The sequence below is a fragment of the Paraglaciecola chathamensis S18K6 genome, assembly GCA_000314955.1.
Taxonomy (GTDB): Bacteria; Pseudomonadota; Gammaproteobacteria; order Enterobacterales; family Alteromonadaceae; genus Paraglaciecola; species Paraglaciecola chathamensis.
In genome coordinates, this window is sequence record BAEM01000033.1 from 270,133 (window position 1) to 290,108 (window position 19,976).

The 19,976-nt window shown below is 43.6% G+C and carries 21 protein-coding genes; 11 read left to right on the forward strand and 10 right to left on the reverse strand.

Annotated features, from left to right (window positions below; all coding sequences use genetic code 11):
- Window positions 1-137: 137 nt before the first annotated feature.
- From GCHA_RS12215 to queF, 4 genes are all read right to left on the reverse strand, one after another.
- On the reverse strand, window positions 138-1,868 hold the full coding sequence (locus GCHA_RS12215) for a hypothetical protein (RefSeq protein ID WP_007988599.1): 1,731 nt from the start codon (window positions 1,866-1,868) through the stop codon (window positions 138-140).
- 14 nt (window positions 1,869-1,882) lie between these two features.
- A complete protein-coding gene (locus tag GCHA_RS12220) occupies window positions 1,883-2,257 on the reverse strand; it encodes a DUF3192 domain-containing protein (RefSeq protein ID WP_007988601.1) in 375 nt (124 codons plus the stop codon).
- 86 nt (window positions 2,258-2,343) lie between these two features.
- Window positions 2,344-3,699 carry a nucleotide 5'-monophosphate nucleosidase PpnN gene (gene ppnN / locus GCHA_RS12225; protein WP_007988603.1) on the reverse strand — a complete coding sequence of 452 codons (1,356 nt, stop codon included), beginning with the start codon at window positions 3,697-3,699 and terminating at the stop codon, window positions 2,344-2,346.
- Window positions 3,700-3,771: 72 nt separating this feature from the next.
- Entirely contained in the window at window positions 3,772-4,611 is an 840-nt protein-coding gene (queF, locus tag GCHA_RS12230) for an NADPH-dependent 7-cyano-7-deazaguanine reductase QueF (protein ID WP_007988607.1), read from the reverse strand.
- A 128-nt stretch (window positions 4,612-4,739) separates the two neighbouring features.
- On the opposite strand from queF, the gene syd reads away from it, so the two are divergent.
- Window positions 4,740-5,300 (forward strand): SecY-interacting protein, encoded by a 561-nt coding sequence (syd, locus tag GCHA_RS12235; RefSeq protein WP_193362830.1) that lies wholly within the window; start codon window positions 4,740-4,742, stop codon window positions 5,298-5,300.
- A 4-nt stretch (window positions 5,301-5,304) separates the two neighbouring features.
- Here the strand turns inward: syd and GCHA_RS12240 are convergent, their stop codons facing one another.
- Window positions 5,305-5,604, reverse strand: a complete 300-nt coding sequence (locus GCHA_RS12240; RefSeq protein ID WP_007988612.1) for a hypothetical protein — start codon at window positions 5,602-5,604, stop codon at window positions 5,305-5,307.
- Window positions 5,605-5,797: 193 nt separating this feature from the next.
- Here GCHA_RS12240 and GCHA_RS12245 point away from each other — a divergent pair, with 193 nt between their 5' ends.
- Window positions 5,798-6,160 (forward strand): DUF3192 domain-containing protein, encoded by a 363-nt coding sequence (locus GCHA_RS12245; RefSeq protein ID WP_007988614.1) that lies wholly within the window; start codon window positions 5,798-5,800, stop codon window positions 6,158-6,160.
- Between the two features lie 61 nt (window positions 6,161-6,221).
- Here GCHA_RS12245 and GCHA_RS12250 read toward each other — a convergent pair whose 3' ends face one another.
- Window positions 6,222-6,452, reverse strand: coding sequence for a DUF2789 family protein (locus GCHA_RS12250; protein ID WP_007988615.1), 231 nt, complete (start codon window positions 6,450-6,452; stop codon window positions 6,222-6,224).
- Between the two features lie 113 nt (window positions 6,453-6,565).
- Here GCHA_RS12250 and GCHA_RS12255 point away from each other — a divergent pair, with 113 nt between their 5' ends.
- Window positions 6,566-7,210 carry a hypothetical protein gene (locus GCHA_RS12255; protein ID WP_007988617.1) on the forward strand — a complete coding sequence of 215 codons (645 nt, stop codon included), beginning with the start codon at window positions 6,566-6,568 and terminating at the stop codon, window positions 7,208-7,210.
- Window positions 7,211-8,210: 1,000 nt separating this feature from the next.
- Here GCHA_RS12255 and GCHA_RS12260 read toward each other — a convergent pair.
- Together GCHA_RS12260 and GCHA_RS12265 are read right to left on the reverse strand one after the other, a co-directional pair.
- Window positions 8,211-8,516 (reverse strand): DUF3301 domain-containing protein, encoded by a 306-nt coding sequence (locus GCHA_RS12260; protein WP_007988619.1) that lies wholly within the window; start codon window positions 8,514-8,516, stop codon window positions 8,211-8,213.
- Complete coding sequence (locus GCHA_RS12265) at window positions 8,513-9,538, reverse strand: DUF3549 family protein (RefSeq protein ID WP_007988620.1); 1,026 nt, start codon at window positions 9,536-9,538, stop codon at window positions 8,513-8,515. Before GCHA_RS12265 ends, GCHA_RS12260 begins: the two co-directional genes overlap by 4 nt.
- Window positions 9,539-9,609: 71 nt before the next feature.
- Between GCHA_RS12265 and GCHA_RS12270 the strand changes: the two genes are divergently transcribed.
- The 3 genes from GCHA_RS12270 to GCHA_RS12280 are packed head-to-tail and all read left to right on the forward strand — an operon-like array spanning window position 9,610 to window position 11,192.
- Complete coding sequence (locus GCHA_RS12270; protein WP_039992385.1) at window positions 9,610-9,957, forward strand: YqcC family protein; 348 nt, start codon at window positions 9,610-9,612, stop codon at window positions 9,955-9,957.
- Complete coding sequence (gene truC, locus GCHA_RS12275; RefSeq protein WP_039992387.1) at window positions 9,954-10,712, forward strand: tRNA pseudouridine(65) synthase TruC; 759 nt, start codon at window positions 9,954-9,956, stop codon at window positions 10,710-10,712. Before GCHA_RS12270 ends, truC begins: the two co-directional genes overlap by 4 nt.
- A 33-nt stretch (window positions 10,713-10,745) precedes the next feature.
- The gene (locus GCHA_RS12280; RefSeq protein ID WP_007988623.1) at window positions 10,746-11,192 is read left to right on the forward strand and encodes a flavodoxin domain-containing protein; all 447 of its coding nucleotides are present in this window, start codon (window positions 10,746-10,748) and stop codon (window positions 11,190-11,192) included.
- Between the two features lie 82 nt (window positions 11,193-11,274).
- Here GCHA_RS12280 and GCHA_RS12285 read toward each other — a convergent pair whose 3' ends face one another.
- A complete protein-coding gene (locus GCHA_RS12285; protein ID WP_007988624.1) occupies window positions 11,275-12,693 on the reverse strand; it encodes a M28 family peptidase in 1,419 nt (472 codons plus the stop codon).
- 159 nt (window positions 12,694-12,852) lie between these two features.
- Entirely contained in the window at window positions 12,853-13,116 is a 264-nt protein-coding gene (rpsT, locus tag GCHA_RS12290; RefSeq protein WP_006993166.1) for a 30S ribosomal protein S20, read from the reverse strand.
- Between the two features lie 401 nt (window positions 13,117-13,517).
- Between rpsT and murJ the strand changes: the two genes are divergently transcribed.
- The 5 genes from murJ (at window position 13,518) to fkpB (ending at window position 19,933) form a co-directional block, all read left to right on the forward strand.
- Window positions 13,518-15,089: a murein biosynthesis integral membrane protein MurJ gene (gene murJ, locus GCHA_RS12295; protein ID WP_039992390.1), complete on the forward strand. Its 1,572-nt coding sequence runs from the start codon at window positions 13,518-13,520 to the stop codon at window positions 15,087-15,089.
- Window positions 15,090-15,214: 125 nt separating this feature from the next.
- Window positions 15,215-16,141 (forward strand): bifunctional riboflavin kinase/FAD synthetase, encoded by a 927-nt coding sequence (gene ribF, locus GCHA_RS12300; protein WP_007988627.1) that lies wholly within the window; start codon window positions 15,215-15,217, stop codon window positions 16,139-16,141.
- Window positions 16,142-16,181: 40 nt separating this feature from the next.
- The gene (gene ileS / locus GCHA_RS12305; RefSeq protein ID WP_007988633.1) at window positions 16,182-19,010 is read left to right on the forward strand and encodes an isoleucine--tRNA ligase; all 2,829 of its coding nucleotides are present in this window, start codon (window positions 16,182-16,184) and stop codon (window positions 19,008-19,010) included.
- Complete coding sequence (lspA, locus tag GCHA_RS12310; protein ID WP_007988634.1) at window positions 19,003-19,497, forward strand: signal peptidase II; 495 nt, start codon at window positions 19,003-19,005, stop codon at window positions 19,495-19,497. The genes ileS and lspA overlap by 8 nt, the downstream gene beginning before the upstream one ends.
- Window positions 19,490-19,933, forward strand: coding sequence for an FKBP-type peptidyl-prolyl cis-trans isomerase (gene fkpB / locus GCHA_RS12315; RefSeq protein WP_007988636.1), 444 nt, complete (start codon window positions 19,490-19,492; stop codon window positions 19,931-19,933). Before lspA ends, fkpB begins: the two co-directional genes overlap by 8 nt.
- The last annotated feature ends 43 nt before the right edge of the window (window positions 19,934-19,976 follow it).

A 19,976-nucleotide genomic window follows, 5' to 3' on the forward strand; every position in this document is an offset into this window, starting at 1 on the left:
AATAATGCCTGTCGAGTACTGCTATGAATGCAGCTATTGAGGTGATGATTAAAAAGCCTAACGGCCATTATTTTTAGGGCTCGATTTATACCACGAAACGGCGCTTAAAGCCAGCTGTGATAAGCTGTAACGCGGTTTTATACAGGTGAGTAGCTGTGACAAATTGAATAAGCTTGCTGTTTGATTTCATTAAGCTCTTGCTCCTTTACTTTTAATACCTTGCTTGCGCTTTGCCAATAGTGCTGACTTTGTACGCACAGTGGTGATGTACTGAAGTACAGCTCTCTGGCGATGATTAAACTTAACCCTAAAAGTGCGGCTAGTTTAACTGACGTATTGGGGGTGTTCTCGTCTAAATAATGCGCTTCATGATAATGCTTCAACGCGACAATTTCGTGACGCGGTTGCTGCCATGCTTGTGCCATTGATACTGGGTGAATACGCAGCTGATCAGGCTTTACGCAGCGTATTAACGAGGCCATGTCATAGGTATTCGTATCGGCCTTTCGCCACTGAGTTTGAATCTTTAGCTGGGTATGAATGAATAGCCCTACACTGGCAAAATACGACAACGTGCAGGCTTGTTCGGGGATCCCTAAATCAGCTGCTTTTGCTAAAGCGCTAGCAATGTGTCCGCGCAGCTGGACGAAATTGATAAACGCATGCTGCAATGGAAAGTAATGTTGGTTTAAACGGCTCAGCAAAGCTTGCTGCATAATGATGCTACCGGAGCGTTCAAACCCATGCATCATCAGACCATGTTGTATGTCTTTCATGGGTAATTTCTGGCGGCTGCTTTGTGTCGCCGTTTGGCGTAAATGCTGGGCGAATGATGGCTCACGTGCGACTGCCGTACTTAGCTTTTTGATGTCTTGAACAGGTTTGTTTAACTGGCTTTGGATAGCAACTAACGTCGCTGGTGGGCGGTCCATTTTATAACTTTGGGTAAAAGGGGATAGGGGCTTTGTTGTCGCTTCTTGCACCTGTTGTTGCCACGCATCACCCCACCAAGTTTGCATTTTGCTCAGTTGTTTAAGCGCTTGAGCAGGGTATACGCGTTTAATGTGCTCTATATCCACTGAAAAATACGTACTGTGCGTACTGGGGCGCTGAGCGGAGTGTTGCGGAAAACACAAAACGCTGCCCTCTAACACCGCTACAACAACAGCTAATGAACCATCTTCTATCATTACAAATACCCCTGGTGGCGCAGTGCCTGGGTAAGACATTAGAGGTTCAAGCAGCGATTGTGTCGTGCCCGGTGTATTTTGTATTATCTGGCGTAAGGCATTTGGAAAGCTCAAAGGCGTTTTTGAGTTTTGTTGATGTAAAAGCAAAGTCAAACGCGCAGCTATGACTAAAACCGTTACGTCCGCTGAGGTATTCGACAAATGCTTCAGGTGTTGTTTAAGGTCACTCTCTAACCATTGAACCTGCCGGTAGCCGCGAAGCCAAACCGCTTGTTGATATTCAGTCAACATACGGCAAAACGTTTTATTCAATTGATGTTTCGGTGCGACTGATTCTGGCGTTGTAGGTTTGGTTTTACGTGGCGCGTCAAAGGCAAACAGGCTAATGGCGGCGCACATTAATTGCAGTGTTGTTGTTTCGTTAAAGCGATTACGAATACATATTAGTGCGGTAAAAAGGCAAGTACTAAATGCGACGTTATACGTATGCGCAAGTGACGACTTATACAGGTGAATTTGTGCAAAAATGAGTTCAGGGTGTTGTTTGATTGCACTTAGTAGCTGGTTATTAAAATTTAAGGTTTGCTGCACAATATCATTAGGTAAAGGCGTTTTATGATATTGTGCAAGCAGGGTATATAAACTCTGATACTGCTGTTTAATCAAGCGGTCAGGCACAGAGCGAGTACGCCTTAGAGAGATAAATAATCTTGGTAGGCACTCTCACCCCATCCGATCAATTCGTCATTTTGCAGCAGAAGCGCAGTGCACTCATCTTGCGTGGTGATACCGTCTGATTTGACGTGTTGGGTGCGAAAGAACATGACTTGGTATGTATCGTCGCCCGTTCTCTTTGCTTCACTAATATCTGGGCCACCGAGTAGTGCCACTATTTGCTGCTTAGTTTGACCTAGTTCAAGCTTTGCAACTTGTACCTTGTTGTACTCTTCGCGATCTTTCCAGTCCATGTCTTGGGCGTTATCAGGGTAAAACAGCAGTACTGCGGCTACGAATACGCCATATAGCGCAACCCCAATACCTATACGCGTCACTATTTTTTTATTCATTTTTTGTGTTCTGTCAGTATAAATGTTGAAAATCTGAGCGAGATTTTATCGTGCTGAATAAAAATACCACGCCCAGATTTATTTTTTTACATAATTTCGTAACAAGGCACGTATTCGCTGCCAGGAAGTTTCATTCTTTGTTGTACGACGAAAGATTGCAGTAGCTCGTCCATCAACGCCATCAATTCTCGGTCACCATCAAGTTTAAACGGTCCTTGTTCGCGTATAAGTTTCACGCCTTCCGCTTTTACATTACCTGCGACTATGCCAGAAAAAGCCTTGCGCAGGTTTGCCGCTAGCTCAGCTTTAGGTTGATCAAAATGCAAATTCAACCCGCTCATACTGGCGTGCGTGGGAACAAACGGAACCTGAAACTCCTGTTCAATTTTGAGTGACCAGTTAAAGTCAAAAGAGTCACCTTTTGCTTTACGATAGGCGCGTACATCGGCTCGCTTTTCATTAATGGTTTGGGCCACGCGAGTCGGGTCATCCACAATAATTTCATACAGTGATTGCGCTTCTTCGCCCAGCGTTGCACCAATAAATCTATCGATGGCACTAAAGTACCCTTCACAAACCTTAGGGCCGGTGAGAATAATGGGCAGCACTTGCTCTTTATTTTGCTCGTTTAACATTAGCCCTAACAAATACAATAGCTCTTCAGCTGTACCTGCGCCGCCTGGAAATACAATAATGGCATGGGACATACGAACAAATGCTTCTAAGCGTTTTTCAATGTCAGGCATGATAACCAGTTCATTTACGATAGCATTAGGGGGCTCAGCAGCAATAATACTGGGTTCAGTGACGCCCAGATAGCGCCCATTACGGTAGCGCTGTTTTGCGTGACCTATGGTTGCTCCTTTCATTGGGCCTTTCATTGCCCCGGGACCGCAACCTGTGCATATATTCAGTTCACGCAGTCCAAGTTGGTAGCCGACTTCTTTGGTGTATTGGTATTCGGTTTCGCCAATTGAGTGACCGCCCCAACACACCACTAAGTTAAGCTCGGCTGTGTTTTTGATGGTCTGCGCGTTGCGCATCATGTCAAAAACTTTGTGAGTGATATAAGCCGACTCAGACACACCTGGAAATTCAGCACCGTTGAAGCTTTCACCCATGTGCAGCAGGTCACGAAGAACCGAAAACAAGTGTTCATGTACACCTTTGATCAATCTGTCATCTACGAATGCAATGGCGGGCGGGTTCACTAATTCGATTTTTACGCCCCGTTCGCGACTAATTAGTTTGATATCAAACTGTTCATTTTCATCAAATAGGTTTTCGCAGTTGTCAGTCTCAGCGCCGCTGTTTAATACGGCTAAGCAACAACTACGAAATAAATAATACAGCTGGCTATCAGCAGATTGATTAAGCTTATCAACTTCTAATTTGGATAACTGACTCATTGCCCCAAGGGGATTTAACTGAATACTTTTCATTGAATTCCTTAAATGAAAACAGCATTGATATGCAACAAGAGAAAGTAAACGCTACATATCTCAATACGTGTTTTATTGGCGAGCTAAACGTAGCTCAGGGTAAATAGTTTCAAAGTTACTTCTAAATGGATTTATATCCAATCCACCACGTCGGGTATAACGGGCATAGACAGTCAGTTTCTGTGGTTTACAGAATTTCATGATGTCACTAAAAATACGCTCAACACACTGCTCGTGAAATTCGTTGTGCTGGCGAAACGATATTAAATAACGCAATACGCTTTCCTGGTCAATTTTCCGGCCGTGATAACGAATTAATACGCTGCCCCAATCAGGTTGATTAGTGATCAAGCAGTTAGATTTTAACAAGTGACTGCAAAGCGTTTCTTGCACTTCACTTTCTTCAACCCGCAGGATTGAAGGCTCTAATTCATAGTTATCAATTGCAATGTCCAAATCATCAATACATTGTGCTTCGAGCGTACCAAGGTGCAAGCCAGGAAAAGCCTCGCGAGCATAAAGCTGCACATTTACCGGTAAACCAGCACACGCGGACAGATCTTTGCTGATCATTTTTTGCACATGAAGAATGGACTCAACTTTGCTTTGATTAAAACTATTTAGGTACAATTTAAACGACTTTGACTCGATCAAATTGACTGACTCGCAGGGCACTTCACACCGTAAAATGGCGACTTGCGGTTTACCTTTTAAATTAAGCCAAGACAATTCATAGCCATTCCAGCGATCGACACCTTTAAAGGGCAAGGTATCACCTAAATTGAGCTCGTCACGATTTAAACTGCGCGGCACGCCTTGCAATAAATCGGGGCTGTAATGCTCTTTATATTGGGTTGCTTTACCTAATGTTAAGGAGCTTAGAACATCAGAAGGAAGTGTTTTATCTTGCATTGTAAGAGCCTCAAGGTGATTAGCTGAATAGGGATAGAATACATTAGGTGAAGGAACATTTTATCAGAAGATGAGCCCAAATTAATGCTACATTACTCGCCATTTAATACCAACGAAGAGCGAATCGTATGAGTTCAATGGTAAATCAAGCGCTAGATGATTTTATGGCGCGTTTTGTGGCCTTTTCAGCGGATCATTGTGAACTTACTTCTATTGAGTTTGACCCTGATTGGCCATCGGTGTGTTATCAAGCAACCGAAAATAGCCAAAGTGGGGATCTTGTATCATGGCAACCGAAAGTTCGAGAACACGCAGCTGATTTTGACGCGCTCAATGATGCCTTGGACATAGAGTTGCACCCTAGTCTCGTTCAGTTTTATTCTCGCTACTGGAGCGATAATATAGTGGCAAAACACCCAAGCGGTAAATTGCAAATATTGCAAGCGTGGAACGCAGAGGATTTTGACCGCCTTCAGCAGAATATTGTCGGGCATATTTTGATGAAACGGCGCTTGCGCCAGCCAGAGACCGTATTTATCGCATTAACAGACGAAGAAGACTTTATTCTTAGCGTAGAAAACCAAACTGGCGCTGTGATGTTAGAACAAGTGGGTTTGCAGCCAAAAGAGCAGATATCGGCAAACCTAGCAACGTTTTTGACTGAAATTGAACCAGCTGTTGCTGACTAACGGGCTACTTAATGGAATTGGTATAAGTCAAGTGCGCCAAGCGCTGGGTTAGTTCAAGCACCTGTTTTTCTAAAGAGGCAACTCTGGCCTCTAATGTTGCGGGTGCTTCGTCAGTTTTTTCTGTCGGATTCAATTGCTCAACGGTTTGATCGGGTTGAGCTTGCCAGCTTTGAATACCCTTAATGGCTTCTGGAATAGAAAGTTTTCCTCCTGCTCGACTTCTAACTAACCCTACACTGGGTTTTTTACCTTCTTTTGATAACGTTTGGCACAGAGCAATAACCTCAGATAATCGGTTTGTCATAGTTTGGTCAATTCAGCGAAAATATAGTGATAACGACTATTAAACATCAGAAGATTATTATTGTAAATAAAAAATAGCCTTTAAAATCAAATAGATATATTTTTGGCTTTAATTTTGTATATACCTGTGTAAATGAATACTAAATGTACTTACTTCAGCACAATTTAAAAATAAACAAAAACAGGAGTTTACTATGAAGCCACTTATTCTTGCGGGAGCCTTTGGGTTATCTTTATTGTTATCTGGGTGTGTTATTTCCGTTGACGGTCACGATGGATATCAGTCTGATTGGCAAAAGCAGGAAAAACATAATCGAAAAGAAGTCGCTCGATTACAGCCGAATTTAACGACAGGTGAAGTAATGGATCGCATGGGCGTAGCCGATTTCAGTGAATTCGTTAAGAAAGGTGACGATCAGTACCACGTTTTATATTATCGAACCCAGCGCATGGACGACGATGGCGTAACCACGAAAGATGAATGCACACCTTTAGTGTTAAAGAATGATCAACTTGTAGGGTGGGGGGATTCTGCACTTGGTATGTTGAGTCAGTAGTCACTCGCAATTCGCAACACACCATGCACGTAGCGCATGGTGTGAAGCGACAATGGTAATCTTAGCGTATTCGCGTATTTAACTGGTCAATTAACTCGGCCCACTCTGCATCTTCTAACAATGCATTTCGAATAAATTCAGCTTGTGCCTTTGACCAAAACTCAGCGTCTTCTATGTGTACTCCCTGACGCAACCCCTTGTGCGTTTCAATGAAAGCTTCAACATCACCTTCTTGACCACTTAATCCCAACTGTTCGAAGAGGTCACCCATAGTTGTGTGATAATTTTCCATTGAATACTCCTGATATTTTAATGGTTTATGATTGACTTAATTGTCGTTTTACAAAATATTAACATGTATTATGGAAATGTAATGAGAATTAAAACCTCCTAGGAGAGATCAGCATGCCATTATCTCAAGCCGTTGTCGCCCCTGATATGGATAACATCAAAGCAATCTATTTAGCCGCGGAAGATTTAAAAATCGCTGCATCTATTTTGTACCAGGCATACCACGATGACCCTTTGTTTATGGATATCTTTCAGGTTAATAAAGAAGGGTACGAATCACGTTTACGCTCAGCCATTCGTGAAGAGTTGAATGCATTCTGGCAGGCTCGGCAGCCTATGATCGGCCTGTTCGATAATAATCGTCTTTTAGCCGTGGCATGCTTAATCGGCCCTGATGCCGAATTCGGGCCTAGCCGCTTTTGGCATTGGCGACTCAAAATGCTGCTAACTGCTGGCTACTTTGGTACCAAGCAAATGGTCGATAAAGAACAAAAGGTGCGTGAACACATTCCGGCCCAGCGTTATCACATGTTGTCATTTATAGGCGTGCACCCTGATTATCAGCACTACGGTTTAGGCCACGTATTAATGAGTGCCATTGATGGCGTGATGAAAGAAGACGCCAGCAGCGAAGGAATAGGCGTTTATGTGACCTTACCTAAATGTTTGTCTTTTTTTGAAGATGGGCAATATAAAATGCTTGAGGCGCTGGAGACAGGCCATATCACTGGCCATTTAATGTTTTGTGACCGTCAATAATTGTCAGATTCATTACTTTTTATTACATATTAAATTGCCATTTTGGGAACTTTTAAAAAAGCAGGTTAAATTTATTCTCTTCTGTTAATTTCTAGTCTAGGTAATTGACCTGCACCTTTGTAAGAGATTTCGTACAAAGGTGTAGGACAAAGACATTTTATTCCCTTGTTGATCGCTGTGGTTTTTAATCAACTATATGATATTTATATGAATTTTCTATTTTCTTAGACTTTTGGTTAATAACTGTCACGCAATTGTCACGCAGGCATGTCGAAAATGTTTTTGATTGTTATATAGTTTGTCCTGTCACAAGGAAACACGACGAGTCAGGAAGACACAAGGACGACCTAGGACAGGCTCAGGAGAGCAACACAGTTTAATGGATAAACTGTACATGGAAAAGTAGGAACGCTCGGTATGAGCAACCCATTTGGAAATGGGAACAAGGAAAAGGACCCACTCAGGACGAGTGCCCATTTAGGATGAATGGTTAAGGGACAACAAGGATACTTCAGGATGAAGTCGCGCATTGGCGTTAAGGAATTGGACTCACTCAGGAAGAGTGCCCATTTAGGATGAATGGGTCAGGGACGAAAAGGACGCTTTAGGATAAAGCTGCTCAATTGAGCGTAAGGAATGGGACAAACTCAGGAAGAGTTGCTTAAAGGGAATTAGGCGCATTGGATGCAATAAGGATAGCTGTTAGGACAACAGCACTCACCTAGGAAGGTGATATAGGGAAAGGGATACACTTGGGATAAGTGCCGCATTCAGGATGAGTGACAGAAGGACAAGACAAGGATCGTGTGAGTTAGATGTTGTGAAGGAGCGCACAGAGGGACCTTCAATTTTTATGTAAAGGCGTGGCTTGAAGAAATTCAGGCCGCGCCTTTACAGTTTTAAAGCCTCGCCATTACACTCCGCTATTCGTAGCCCATTAAAATCAAACTCTCGTTTTGACGTCTCTAACAAGCTGATTTTTATTGTATGGCGTTTAGTGTTAGTCAATGCGATAAGCAGGGGTATCAACTTTAAGTATATGTTTACCTGCCATGGTTAATGTACCTTGATAGCTGTTCTCACCATTGCCAGAAAACTCAAACACAAAACAACTCTGCCAATCTAGTTTCCCTCTGTAGCTACCGAGCCGCGTTTTATGTCGGGCATTACTAATAAGCTGCAAACCGTGCTGGTCGCAGTATTGTGCTAAGTGCTGGTTGGCCTTTTCTGTAATAGCGCGCATGCGCCAAAATTGAAAAACCACTAATAGGATCACTAAGAACAAGGTTAAATCAAATAAATTCATTTTTGTTGTCCACTAAATAAATGGCCAATCACCTGTGTTAAAGCATAGGTTTTGTCCTGCCAGCGAATAATGCCAAGCATGGCGGGTCGAACACTGGGAATTCGTACTAAGTCACTGTAAAGATCAGCACATAGCTCAATATCGATTAAAGCAAGGCGCTCAATATATTGGCGCAATACTTTTTCATCTTGCAAGTATTGCCAGTGTCTTGCTGCAATCAACAACATGATTTCCGGTACTGTATTGTGTTGTGAATCAAGTATTTTTTGAATGAAGGCTTTAACTATTGTACTGGCCACGCTTTGACTTAACGCACGTAGTGTCCATTGTATGAGGGACAAATCGGCAAAGTGTTGTTCTGCATTATCAATAAGCTGCTGGCTGACAGATTTGTCTAGCGGGTAGTTTTCTAGCGAAGACATTAACGCTTGTTGTACTTGAGGCGCTGTTTCAAATAGATGTGCCGTAATAAGTTGGGCGCCGTCTTTGCGACGCACGCTGGCTGCGACATCTGCGATACCTTGTAAGGCAACTTCTTGCCAATTGTGCGCTTGAGGATGTGCTATGTAGCGCACAGCAGCTGAATAGTATTCGCTTGGTGGAAGCTTCAAAACACCTCGGCTTACACTATTAAAATCAGCGAGCTGCTGTTGATTCGGTACAAATGTGTATGGATTTTCAGGTAAGCGCCCTCGGGCTTCTTTGTTACGTTCTAATTGTGCCCCTAGGGCATCAGTAATGATCTGTAAAAAGTGGTTTCGCGTTGCGCTGATAACAAGGCCTTTCTCGTCTAAAGGCAACTTTACAAACCAAATATAATGCTCGCGGCTTAACTGACGACTAAAAAATACGATGCCAAACCACGCATGTTCTTGACGAGGGTAAGGTGCAGCTTCGCTGGCGTTTTCTATGTTTAGAAAGGTTTGGCTATCAAGAGAGCGAATGGTGCGTCCCATATCAAATACATGATATTCGGTTTGAGCGTGAAGAAGAAATTCACTGATGGAGCTGATTTGATTCATGTTTACCTATAAACTGCCGCGCAATAAGCGGAAATAACCCAAATTTGAGATGAATAAATATGAGCGGAAGCATGCCATGTAGCGCCTCAGAAGTCCAAATAGAGACGTTGTTAAATCAGCTCATCAGTCAGCTAAAAAGGGCTGAACAATGGTCAGTGTCACCACCAAGTGAGTGGGCCATGCAAAGCGAAGCGCCTTTTGCATGTGACCGAATGGATTTTGCACAGTGGTTGCAGTTTATTTTCATACCCAAGATGACACGTCTGCTTCAGGCACAATTGCCTTTACCCAGGCGCATGACATTGCTGCCTATGGCTCAGGAGTGGGCGAAAGAGTTAAAATGCGACCGCCAATACACGACAGCCATTCTTGATACCATTAACAAAATTGACCTGATATTTAGTGACGACGCCCTATGATGTTAACGATTTTGTACCAAGATGAATTCATTGTGGCTATACACAAACCTGCTGGTTTGTTGGTACACAGGAGCATGATTGATCGTCACGAAACGCAGTTTGCCATGCAGTTGCTGCGTGACCAAATAGGTCAGCATGTGTTCCCGGTTCATCGTTTAGATAGGCCTACTTCGGGAGTGTTGGTGTTTGCATTGTCAGCGGATATTGCTCGCCTACTCGGAGAACAGTTTGCTGCCAATACTGTATCTAAAACATACTTCGCGATTGTACGGGGGCATGTGAAAGCGCCTGGCTTCATTGATTACGCCTTAAAAGAGAAGCTTGATAAAATTGCAGATAAGCGTGCGAATCAAGATAAGGACCCGCAAGAAGCACAAACAGAATTTGTGCCGATAAAGCAATTTGAGCTGCCTTTTGCTGTTAGTCGTTATCCGTCGGCTCGTTATACGTTAGTTAAGTTGCACCCAAAAACGGGGCGCAAACACCAATTGCGCAGACACATGTGTCATATTAATCATCCTATTGTAGGGGACACCACACATGGTGACGGCAAGCACAATAAGTTTATGCGTGATCAGTTTTCGTTTAATGGTTTGGCATTAACCTGCCAGCAGATGCGTATCACTCACCCAATGAGTAATGAAAAGCTAGCAATAGTGAATGAATTCGATCCGCGGATGTCTACCCTGATGACGGAGTGGGGCTGGGAAGTGCCATCGTTAGATGAGTTAGATCTGCCTTCAATTAATCGGTAAACTAATTTTGATTTAGTAATGGAAGAGTAAAAAATGAGTAAAGTAGGTATTTTCGTTGGTTCAGTTTACGGTAACGCCCAACATGTTGCAGAGCAAGTACAAGAATTGCTCAACGGTAAACAAGTGGTTAGCGAAATATATGATGACCCAAGCGTGGATGATTTTAAACGTTGTGACGGGTATATTTTTATTTCTTCTACGACCGGGCAGGGGGATATCCCGCCTAATCTAGAGTTTTTTGTTTCTGACTTAAAAGACCTGTTCCCACTGATGGATCAAAAGCCTTTTGCTGTCATAGGATTAGGTGACAGCAGTTATTGCGATTCATACTGCGGGGCAGGTGAGCAGCTACATGAGTTATTGCTTGAATTACAAGGTAAGCCGGTCGCTGACATGCTTAAAATTGATGCTTGTGAAACCCTTGAGCCGGAAAAAGAAGCGTTAGCTTACATTGAGCCGTTAGCGGATGAGTTCGCTTAATAGTGAGTAAAGGCTAAGAATCAAAAAAGGCGAGATATCACTGATATCTCGCCTTTTTCGTTATTGGGGAATGCTATAACGATTAATGCGAATTAGCTATTTTTGCAGGTGCCGGTCGTGTATCAACCTCACTATTTGCCATAAAATACGCGAGCAGAGCATAGGCCGCTTGATTTTGTGCTAGCGCTTTTGGGTCAACCTTATCTAAAGTGTCGTTTGCTGTGTGGTGATAATCAAAATAAAAGGTACCGTCTTGCAGAAGCGATACAACAGGTACCCCGTATTTGGGCAGCATTGAAACATCAGGCCCACCACCAGCTTGGTTATGCCCTTGCTTAACCCCTATATTTTCAAGCGCTTCGAACAAGGGGTTTGCTTGCTGTACAGCACTTGGAGCAAAAAGCGTATCGATTTGGTATATCTCACCTGCGCCAAAATCAGACTCAGCGGCAACAATAATATTGCCTAATTCAGCTTTGTGTTTACGAGTGTATTCTTGAGCGCCAGTTAAGCCAAACTCTTCTGAAGCATACAAAACCACACGAATGGTGCGTTTTGGTTGACCCATTACATTTTTGATTATTTTGGCTGCGCCGGTCACTATGCCTACGCCTGCGCCATCATCAAGTGCGCCAGTGCCTTCGTCCCATGAATCTAAGTGAGCACCGATTAATACAATTTCTTCTGGCGACTCACTACCAGTAAATTCACCGATAACATTGTAAGATGTTTGCCAGCCATGCTCTTTAGCGCGCATTTCTACGGCTAAGGTTACGTCTTTACCTGCATCAAGCATAGCTTGCAAATTATCAGCGTCTGCATTCGATAATGCGCCAGCGGGAATTTTCTCAACGTCATCTGAGTATTGCATTACCCCAGTATGAGCAAAGCGCGAATTATCTGTGCCTACTGAGCGAATGAGCACAGCTTTGGCCCCCAATTTGGCGGCTTCAATAGCACCTTGCGAGCGACCAATGACAACAGGGCCGTATCCTTTACCTGCGCGATCTCGTTGCATGCGTTGATTAATAAACACGATTTTATCGTGAATTTGCGCGGCATCTGCTTTTTTTAACGAGGCGAGTGAGTCAAACATGACAACTTGGGTAATGAGACCGCCTTCAGGTGTGGCCACTGAGCCGCCTAGCGCAGTGATGAACAGTTTTTGCTGATAGGGTGCAATAACTTTTGCATCTGCAATACCGCGGGACCAATTTCTTACACGCACAGGCTCTTTGTAAACTTTATCAAACCCTAGCGCTTTGAATTTTTCTTCTGCCCAGGCAACTGCACGTTTATCACCTTCACTGCCAGCAATTCGCGGCCCCACTTCTACGGTGAGCGATTTGACCACATCATAAGCGAGCTCGCTTTTTAGCGCACTATCACTAAGACGTGCTAAGTCGGCTGAAACGGCACTTTGTTGTGGGGTTGATGTACAAGCACTTAGTAATAATGCACTGCAAAGTGCCAATGTTGGGTAAAAGAGCGCAGCTTTCATGTGATTCCTTTTTGAAAAATAGTTTTCTGTGTACGTGTAAGCAGGTACAGGTTATCTGCAAAATACGCTTGAGAAAATAAAGAATAGATAAACTGAAGAATGACAGGCACAAAAAAAGCGCCTAAGCGCTTTTTTGACAATAAAAACTCTGAACAGATATTAAGCTAATGCTTTAATCTGTGCAGACAAACGGCTCTTATGACGAGCAGCTTTATTTTTATGGATAAGACCTTTAGTTGCCATGCGGTCAATCAAAGGTGTAGCAGCTGCAAATGCAGCTTGAGCAGATGCTTTATCGCCAGAAGCGATTGCAGCAAGTACTTTTTTCAAAGATGTACGTGTCATAGAACGACGGCTAGCGTTGTGCTGGCGGCGTCTTTCTGATTGTAGTGCACGTTTCTTAGCAGACTTAATGTTAGCCAAGTGGAACTCCCAAAAAATTCTAGTCAAAATTCAAGGGTGCGGATTGTGCCTATCAGACCTGTGTTTGTCAAATGCTTTTGCGTATTTATTGCGCAAAATAGCACTTAATTCCCAAGGTATCGTAATGCTGGATCTGAATCGTATTCACAATCAGCGAAGTGGGCGACGTTAATAGGCATTCGCACCTGCCAAACAATAGTTTACCTGAGTTCCTTGATTGAGCGAAGCGGCAATATGTATATAAGCAAAATTAATCCAAACAAACCTAAACTATCTTTGCTCGCCTCGTAATTTACCTATGTAGCAAACAGTTTTTTGTGTGAATGCTTCTAACTAAATTAGCCTTAGCGCATAATGAGCGCGGAATTATTCGGATTGTTTATTTTGTTAAAGGAAATCATGTGTCGAATCGTTTGTTGAAATCCGGATTAATTGTCAGTTGTATGACCTTTTTATCTCGCGTTTTAGGTTTAGTCAGAGATGTAGTGGTTGCAAATTTAATGGGCGCAGGTGCGGCAGCGGACGTGTTCTTCTTTGCAAATAAAATCCCTAATTTTTTACGTCGCTTATTTGCAGAAGGAGCATTCGCTCAGGCCTTTATCCCTGTACTGACTGAAGTCAGCAATGAAGATGACCCAAATGCAATGAAGCAGTTTGTTGCGAAAGTATCAGGCACCTTAGGCGTAATAGTAACAGTGGTCACCTTTTTTGGGGTGATTGGCTCGCCTGTTGTGGCAGCTATATTTGGCACAGGTTGGTTTATGGAGTACCTAAACGACGAGCCTCAGGGGGCAAAATTCGAATTAGCTGCGCTAATGTTGAAGGTCACGTTTCCTTATTTGATGTTTATTTCATTGGCAGGCTTAACCGGTGCGATATTAAATACCTTAAATCAATTTGCCGTATCTGCGTTTACACCTGTGTTATTAAACGTTGCCATTATTAGTTGTGCTATTTTTATGGCAGATACCTTCAACGAGCCTGGATTTGCCTTAGCGTGGGGAGTATTTATTGGGGGCATAGTGCAATTTGCCTTTCAGCTCCCGTTTTTGTATCGCGCCGGGTTATTAGTTAAGCCCCAGTGGGGATGGTCAGACCCCAAAGTCACCAAAGTGCGCAAACTGATGATACCTGCCTTGTTCGGCGTATCAGTGGGCCAATTAAATTTATTGTTCGATACTTTTATTGCTAGTTTCTTGGTAACCGGCTCCATAAGTTGGCTCTATTATTCCGATCGTTTATTGGAGTTCCCGTTAGGTTTATTTGGTATTGCCATTGCAACGGTAATTTTGCCGACTCTGTCACGCAATCATGTAACGAAAGATGCAAATGCATTTAGTGCAAATATTGATTGGGCGCTGCGCATGGTCTGTTTATTAGGAATACCAGCCGCTGCAGGTTTGATGATCTTAGCTGAGCCAATGCTGATTGTATTATTTAAGCGCGGCGAGTTTACGGCCCTTGATGCGACGCTTGCCTCTTATAGCCTAATTGCTTATGCCACTGGGTTGCTCAGTTTCATGCTTATTAAGGTGCTTGCTCCTGGCTTTTTCTCCCGCCAAGATACTAAAACACCGGTGAAATACGGTATCTGGTGCATGGCCTCTAACATGCTGTTTAACCTGATTTTCGCTATCCCATTCGGATATTTGGGGTTGGCGATAGCAACGAGTTTATCTGCCACTATGAACGCGGGGTTGTTGTACAGCAAACTGCATCGCTTGGGGGTGTATAAAATGTCTTCTGGTACGTTATTTTTTCTCGCCAAAGTATTGATAGCCACTTTAATTATGACCGCAGGGTTACTCTATTATCGCCCTGAGATTGATAGCTGGTTAGGCTGGGCACCCGCTATGCAAATAACACAGTTAGCTATCATGATTGCAGGCGCAGGTTTGGTGTTTTTGGTCAGTGGTGTAGCGCTAGGAATACGGCCAAAACAGCTACTATCAAAAGCAATTCAGGTAAATTAAGCGAACTGCGCTATAACGGGCTGTATCTCTGCGCGTAGTTCGTTATAATCCGTCGCTTTGATTTTAGCCAATAGTATCAGTTTCACGCTAAAAGCTTGGGGAAACTGATGTGAATGAGGAACACAGTGGAATTAGTCCGCGGTTTACATAATCTTCGTGACAGACACCGAGGATGCGTACTGACAATTGGTAAGTTTGATGGAGTGCATTTAGGTCATCAAGCCGTATTAAGTCAGCTGGTGGTAAAGGCTCGTGAACTTGGGCTGCCTGCAACGGTAATGGTTTTTGAACCTCAACCTGAAGAATTATTTACTCCAGACAATGCGCCCGCACGTTTAAGCTTATTACGTGACAAATATGTACAGCTTAAAGCGTTAGGTGTCGACCGGCTATTGTGCTTAAAGTTTGATAAACGCTTTGCTTCATTTACCGCTGAGCAGTTTGTTGAGCAACTTTTAGTGGAAGATTTAGGCGTACAGTTTTTGGTGGTGGGCGACGACTTTCGCTTCGGCAAGGGGCGAGTCGGAAATTTCGCTATGTTACAAGCGGAAGGTCAAAAGTGCGGATTCAGTGTGGTCAGCACCCAGAGTTTTCGGTTAGATGATTACCGCATTAGCTCTACAGAAGTACGCAAGGCGTTAAGTGAAGACAATTTTACCTTAGCTGAAAAAATGCTTGGTCGTCCGTTTACGATTTCTGGCAAAGTACTGCACGGTGATAAAAAAGGTCGCACAATTGGTTTTCCTACCGCTAACCTATTGCTCAAACGTTGCAATGCCCCCATTAATGGCGTGTTTGCTGTTCAAGTTGACATAGCGGGTACAATATATAGCGGCGTAGCAAATATAGGCACACGGCCGACGGTAAACGGTCAGCGCTCTCAGTTAGAAGTGCATATATTTCATTTTACTGGCAATCTTTATGGGCGCTTTATTTCAGTGGCCATAAGAGCAAAATTACGCAACGAAATTAAGTTCGATTCATTCGAGCAGTTGCATCAACAAATATTACGTGATGCTGAGCAAGCGAAACAACTGCTCGGTGTTGACTGAAATTAATGACGAATAACGACGATTTTGGATTTAGCAATCAATGAGTGACTACAAACATACTTTGAATTTGCCTGAGACTGAGTTCCCCATGCGTGGAAACTTGGCTCAGCGTGAGCCTAAAATGCTGCATGACTGGACTAACAAAGCGCTGTATCACAAAATTCGCGCGGCGAAAAAAGGCAAAACACCTTTTATATTGCATGACGGTCCTCCGTACGCCAACGGTGATATTCACATTGGTCATGCGGTAAACAAAATTCTTAAAGATGTGATTGTTAAATCAAAAACGCTATCTGACTTTGATGCGCCATATGTTCCGGGTTGGGATTGTCATGGCCTGCCAATTGAATTGATGGTTGAGAAGAAAGTCGGTAAACCTGGCAAAAAAGTCACCGCTGCAGAATTTAGACAGAAATGTCGCGAGTATGCTGAAAAGCAAATCAACGGGCAGAGAACAGATTTTATTCGTCTAGGTGTACTGGGCGAGTGGGACAAGCCATATAAGACGATGGACTTTGTTTCTGAGGCTAACATTATCCGTGAGTTGGGTAATGTTGTGCGTTCAGGACATTTGGAAAAAGGCTTCAAACCAGTACATTGGTGTACAGATTGTGGATCTGCGTTAGCTGAGGCTGAGGTAGAGTACCAAGATAAAGTATCGCCTTCTATTGATGTTCGCTTCAACGTGGCTGATGAAGCCAGCTTTACCGAGCAATTCACTGCAACTGGTGAAGGCTTAGGTGAAGGTACTATTTCTGTGGTCATTTGGACCACGACCCCTTGGACATTACCGGCAAACCGCGCGATTTCTTTGCACCCAGAATTAGAATACAGCTTAGTACAGGTGCAGTCGGATACCGGCTCCGAGCGCTTGGTCGTGGCAACTGACTTGCTTGATGAATGCATAAAGCGTTTTGGCATCGAAAATAGCCAAGTGATGGGGACTGCGTTAGGTCAAACTCTTGAAAATATGCAAGTGAAGCATCCTTTCTACGATTTTACTGTGCCTCTTATTTTAGGTGAGCATGTAACAACCGATTCAGGTACAGGGTGTGTACACACCGCCCCAGGCCATGGTGTAGAAGATTTCAACGTTGGTCGTCAATACAATTTAGAAGTGGCGAACCCGGTAGGCGCAAACGGTGTTTATCTTGAAAACACACCAATTTTTGCTGGCGAACATGTATTTAAAGCCAATGAGCATGTGGTTGAAGTACTATCAGAGCGCGGTGCTTTAGTGCATCACTTCAAATATAGTCACAGTTATCCACATTGCTGGCGCCACAAAACACCATTGATTTTCCGTGCCACACCTCAGTGGTTTATCGGCATGGATAAAAATGGCTTACGTGAATCGTCAATCAAAGAAATTCATAATACGCAGTGGATCCCTGAATGGGGTGAAAGCCGTATTGAGAGTATGGTTGCGGGACGCCCTGACTGGTGTATTTCGCGCCAGCGTACTTGGGGTGTACCAATTGCTTTGTTTGTTCATAAAGACACAGGTGATTTACACCCGAACACGGACGAGCTCATTGAGCAAGTCGCGCAACGTGTTGAAAGCGAAGGCATTCAAGCATGGTGGGATCTCGAACCACAAGACTTACTCGGTGATGATGCCGATACCTTTGTTAAAGTACTAGACACCTTAGATGTATGGTTTGACTCAGGCGTCAGTCATTATTTTGTAGTAGACAAGCGCGACGATATTCCAGCGTCTGCTGATTTGTATTTAGAAGGCTCAGATCAACATCGTGGTTGGTTTATGTCGTCGCTAATGACCTCTGTGGCCACTAAAGGCCATGCACCTTACAAGCAAGTGCTTACTCATGGCTTCACCGTTGATGGTAAAGGCAAGAAAATGTCTAAATCGTTGGGTAATACGATTGCGCCTCAGCAGGTGACTAACAAGCTGGGTGCAGATATTTTGCGTTTGTGGGTGGCATCGACTGATTATCGTAGTGAAATTGCGGTATCTGATGAAATTCTTAAGCGTTCAGCCGATGCGTATCGTCGAATTCGCAACACATCGCGCTTTTTACTGGCGAACTTAAATGGGTTTAACCCGAAAACGGATCTGGTGCCATTTGAAGAAATGGTTGAGCTAGACAAATGGGCTGTCAGCCGTGCCCATGCTATTCAAGCTGAGATTGTTAAGGCTTATGAAGCGTACGATCTATTAGTTGTTACTCAAAAGCTGATGCAATTTTGTTCGATAGAAATGGGTAGCTTCTATCTTGATATCATCAAGGATCGCCAATACACAGCCAAAAGTGACAGTCACGCTCGTCGTTCATGTCAATCAGCTCTTTATCATATTGTTGAAGCACTTGTGCGCTGGATGGCGCCAATTACTAGCTTCACTGCACAAGAGATCTGGCAAGAGATGCCTTGGCAAGAAGAAGAGTTCGTATTTACCGGCACTTGGTATACAGGGCTTTCGGCTCAATCGCAGAATACCCAATTCAATGATGCATTTTGGCAGCAAGTATTAGCGGTTAAAGACGAAGTTAACCGTAGAATCGAGCTTGCCCGTAAAGAAGGTACTATCGGCGGATCGCTCGAAGCAGAAGTGAAAATTTATGCGACACCTGAACTTGCTGACTTGCTTGCTAAGTTAAAGGATGAAGCGCGCTTCGTATTTATTACCTCGTCTGCGTCAGTTGAATCGCTTGAAAGCAAACCTGCTGATGCCACAGAAACAGAAGTGCCTGGTCTGTGGCTGCATATAAGTGCGTCAGAAGGTGAGAAATGCGCTCGCTGCTGGCATCACCGTGAAGATGTAGGAACCAACGAAGCACACCCTGAATTATGCCAACGTTGTGTAACCAATGTCGACGGTGAAGGTGAAACACGCGCCTATGCTTAATTTATTTAGACAAAGTGGCCTGCGCTTTCTGTGGTTAGCCGTAGTGGTGTTTATCATCGATCAGGTTACTAAGCACTGGATCGTAGCGAATTTAGAGCCGTACCAAGCTATTCAGTACACCTCTTTTTTCAACCTGACCCATGTTTATAATTATGGTGCGGCATTTAGCTTTTTAAGCGATGCTGGCGGTTGGCAGCGCTGGTTATTTACCGGTATTGCCATTGCAGTATGTGGCTTGGTGACGTGGTGGTTGAAAGAGACCACTCGCCAGCAAGTGATGTTACCCGTGGCATTTTGTTTGATTATTGGCGGTGCCCTCGGCAATGTGTTTGATCGCTTGATGCATGGTTTCGTTATCGATTTCTTAGTGCTTTACTATCAAGATTGGTACTGGCCTGCATTTAACGTGGCTGACAGTGCAATCTGTTTAGGGGCCTTTTTGTTAGTAATAGATATGTTCAAAAATAAGGACAATGTAAATGAGTGATTCATCTGGGGTCATTACCGACAACAGTGAAGTGGTATTACACTTTGATTTGAAATTATCTGATGGCTCAGCGGCCGACAGCACGCGGGTTAACAATAAGCCTGCTAAGTTGGTTATAGGGGACGGAAATTTAACCCCAGGGTTCGAAAGCTGCTTATTGGGATTAGTGGCGGGCGACAAAAAGTCGTTCACGCTTGAGCCTCAAGATGCGTTCGGATTTCCGAATCCCGATAATATTTATCACCTTGATCGCAATAAATTCAGTGGTGAAACGCCAGCAGAAGAGGGCATGATTATGACCTTTTCTCAACCTGATGGTAGTGAGTTACCCGGTATAGTACGTTCAGTTGCTGGTGCATCCGTGACGGTGGATTTCAATCATCCTTTAGCTGGGCAAACGATTACATTTGACGTTGAAATTATTTCCGTCGTGTAATTTACATCCCCCTTTTTGAGTAAACGTTAACCCTAGGAAACAT

Excerpts from the sequence above, each read along its gene's own strand:
- syd (WP_193362830.1), top strand. The coding sequence starts at position 4,740 with ATGAGTTCAATGGTAAATCAAGCGCTAGATGATTTTATGGCGCGTTTT.
- queF (WP_007988607.1), bottom strand. The coding sequence starts at position 4,611 with ATGCAAGATAAAACACTTCCTTCTGATGTTCTAAGCTCCTTAACATTA.
- GCHA_RS12265 (WP_007988620.1), bottom strand. The coding sequence starts at position 9,538 with ATGAATCAAATCAGCTCCATCAGTGAATTTCTTCTTCACGCTCAAACC.
- GCHA_RS12240 (WP_007988612.1), bottom strand. The coding sequence starts at position 5,604 with ATGACAAACCGATTATCTGAGGTTATTGCTCTGTGCCAAACGTTATCA.
- GCHA_RS12280 (WP_007988623.1), top strand. The coding sequence starts at position 10,746 with ATGAGTAAAGTAGGTATTTTCGTTGGTTCAGTTTACGGTAACGCCCAA.
- GCHA_RS12270 (WP_039992385.1), top strand. The coding sequence starts at position 9,610 with ATGCCATGTAGCGCCTCAGAAGTCCAAATAGAGACGTTGTTAAATCAG.
- truC (WP_039992387.1), top strand. The coding sequence starts at position 9,954 with ATGATGTTAACGATTTTGTACCAAGATGAATTCATTGTGGCTATACAC.
- ileS (WP_007988633.1), top strand. The coding sequence starts at position 16,182 with ATGAGTGACTACAAACATACTTTGAATTTGCCTGAGACTGAGTTCCCC.
- ppnN (WP_007988603.1), bottom strand. The coding sequence starts at position 3,699 with ATGAAAAGTATTCAGTTAAATCCCCTTGGGGCAATGAGTCAGTTATCC.
- GCHA_RS12255 (WP_007988617.1), top strand. The coding sequence starts at position 6,566 with ATGCCATTATCTCAAGCCGTTGTCGCCCCTGATATGGATAACATCAAA.
- GCHA_RS12220 (WP_007988601.1), bottom strand. The coding sequence starts at position 2,257 with ATGAATAAAAAAATAGTGACGCGTATAGGTATTGGGGTTGCGCTATAT.
- GCHA_RS12285 (WP_007988624.1), bottom strand. The coding sequence starts at position 12,693 with ATGAAAGCTGCGCTCTTTTACCCAACATTGGCACTTTGCAGTGCATTA.
- GCHA_RS12245 (WP_007988614.1), top strand. The coding sequence starts at position 5,798 with ATGAAGCCACTTATTCTTGCGGGAGCCTTTGGGTTATCTTTATTGTTA.
- GCHA_RS12250 (WP_007988615.1), bottom strand. The coding sequence starts at position 6,452 with ATGGAAAATTATCACACAACTATGGGTGACCTCTTCGAACAGTTGGGA.
- fkpB (WP_007988636.1), top strand. The coding sequence starts at position 19,490 with ATGAGTGATTCATCTGGGGTCATTACCGACAACAGTGAAGTGGTATTA.
- GCHA_RS12260 (WP_007988619.1), bottom strand. The coding sequence starts at position 8,516 with ATGAATTTATTTGATTTAACCTTGTTCTTAGTGATCCTATTAGTGGTT.
- lspA (WP_007988634.1), top strand. The coding sequence starts at position 19,003 with ATGCTTAATTTATTTAGACAAAGTGGCCTGCGCTTTCTGTGGTTAGCC.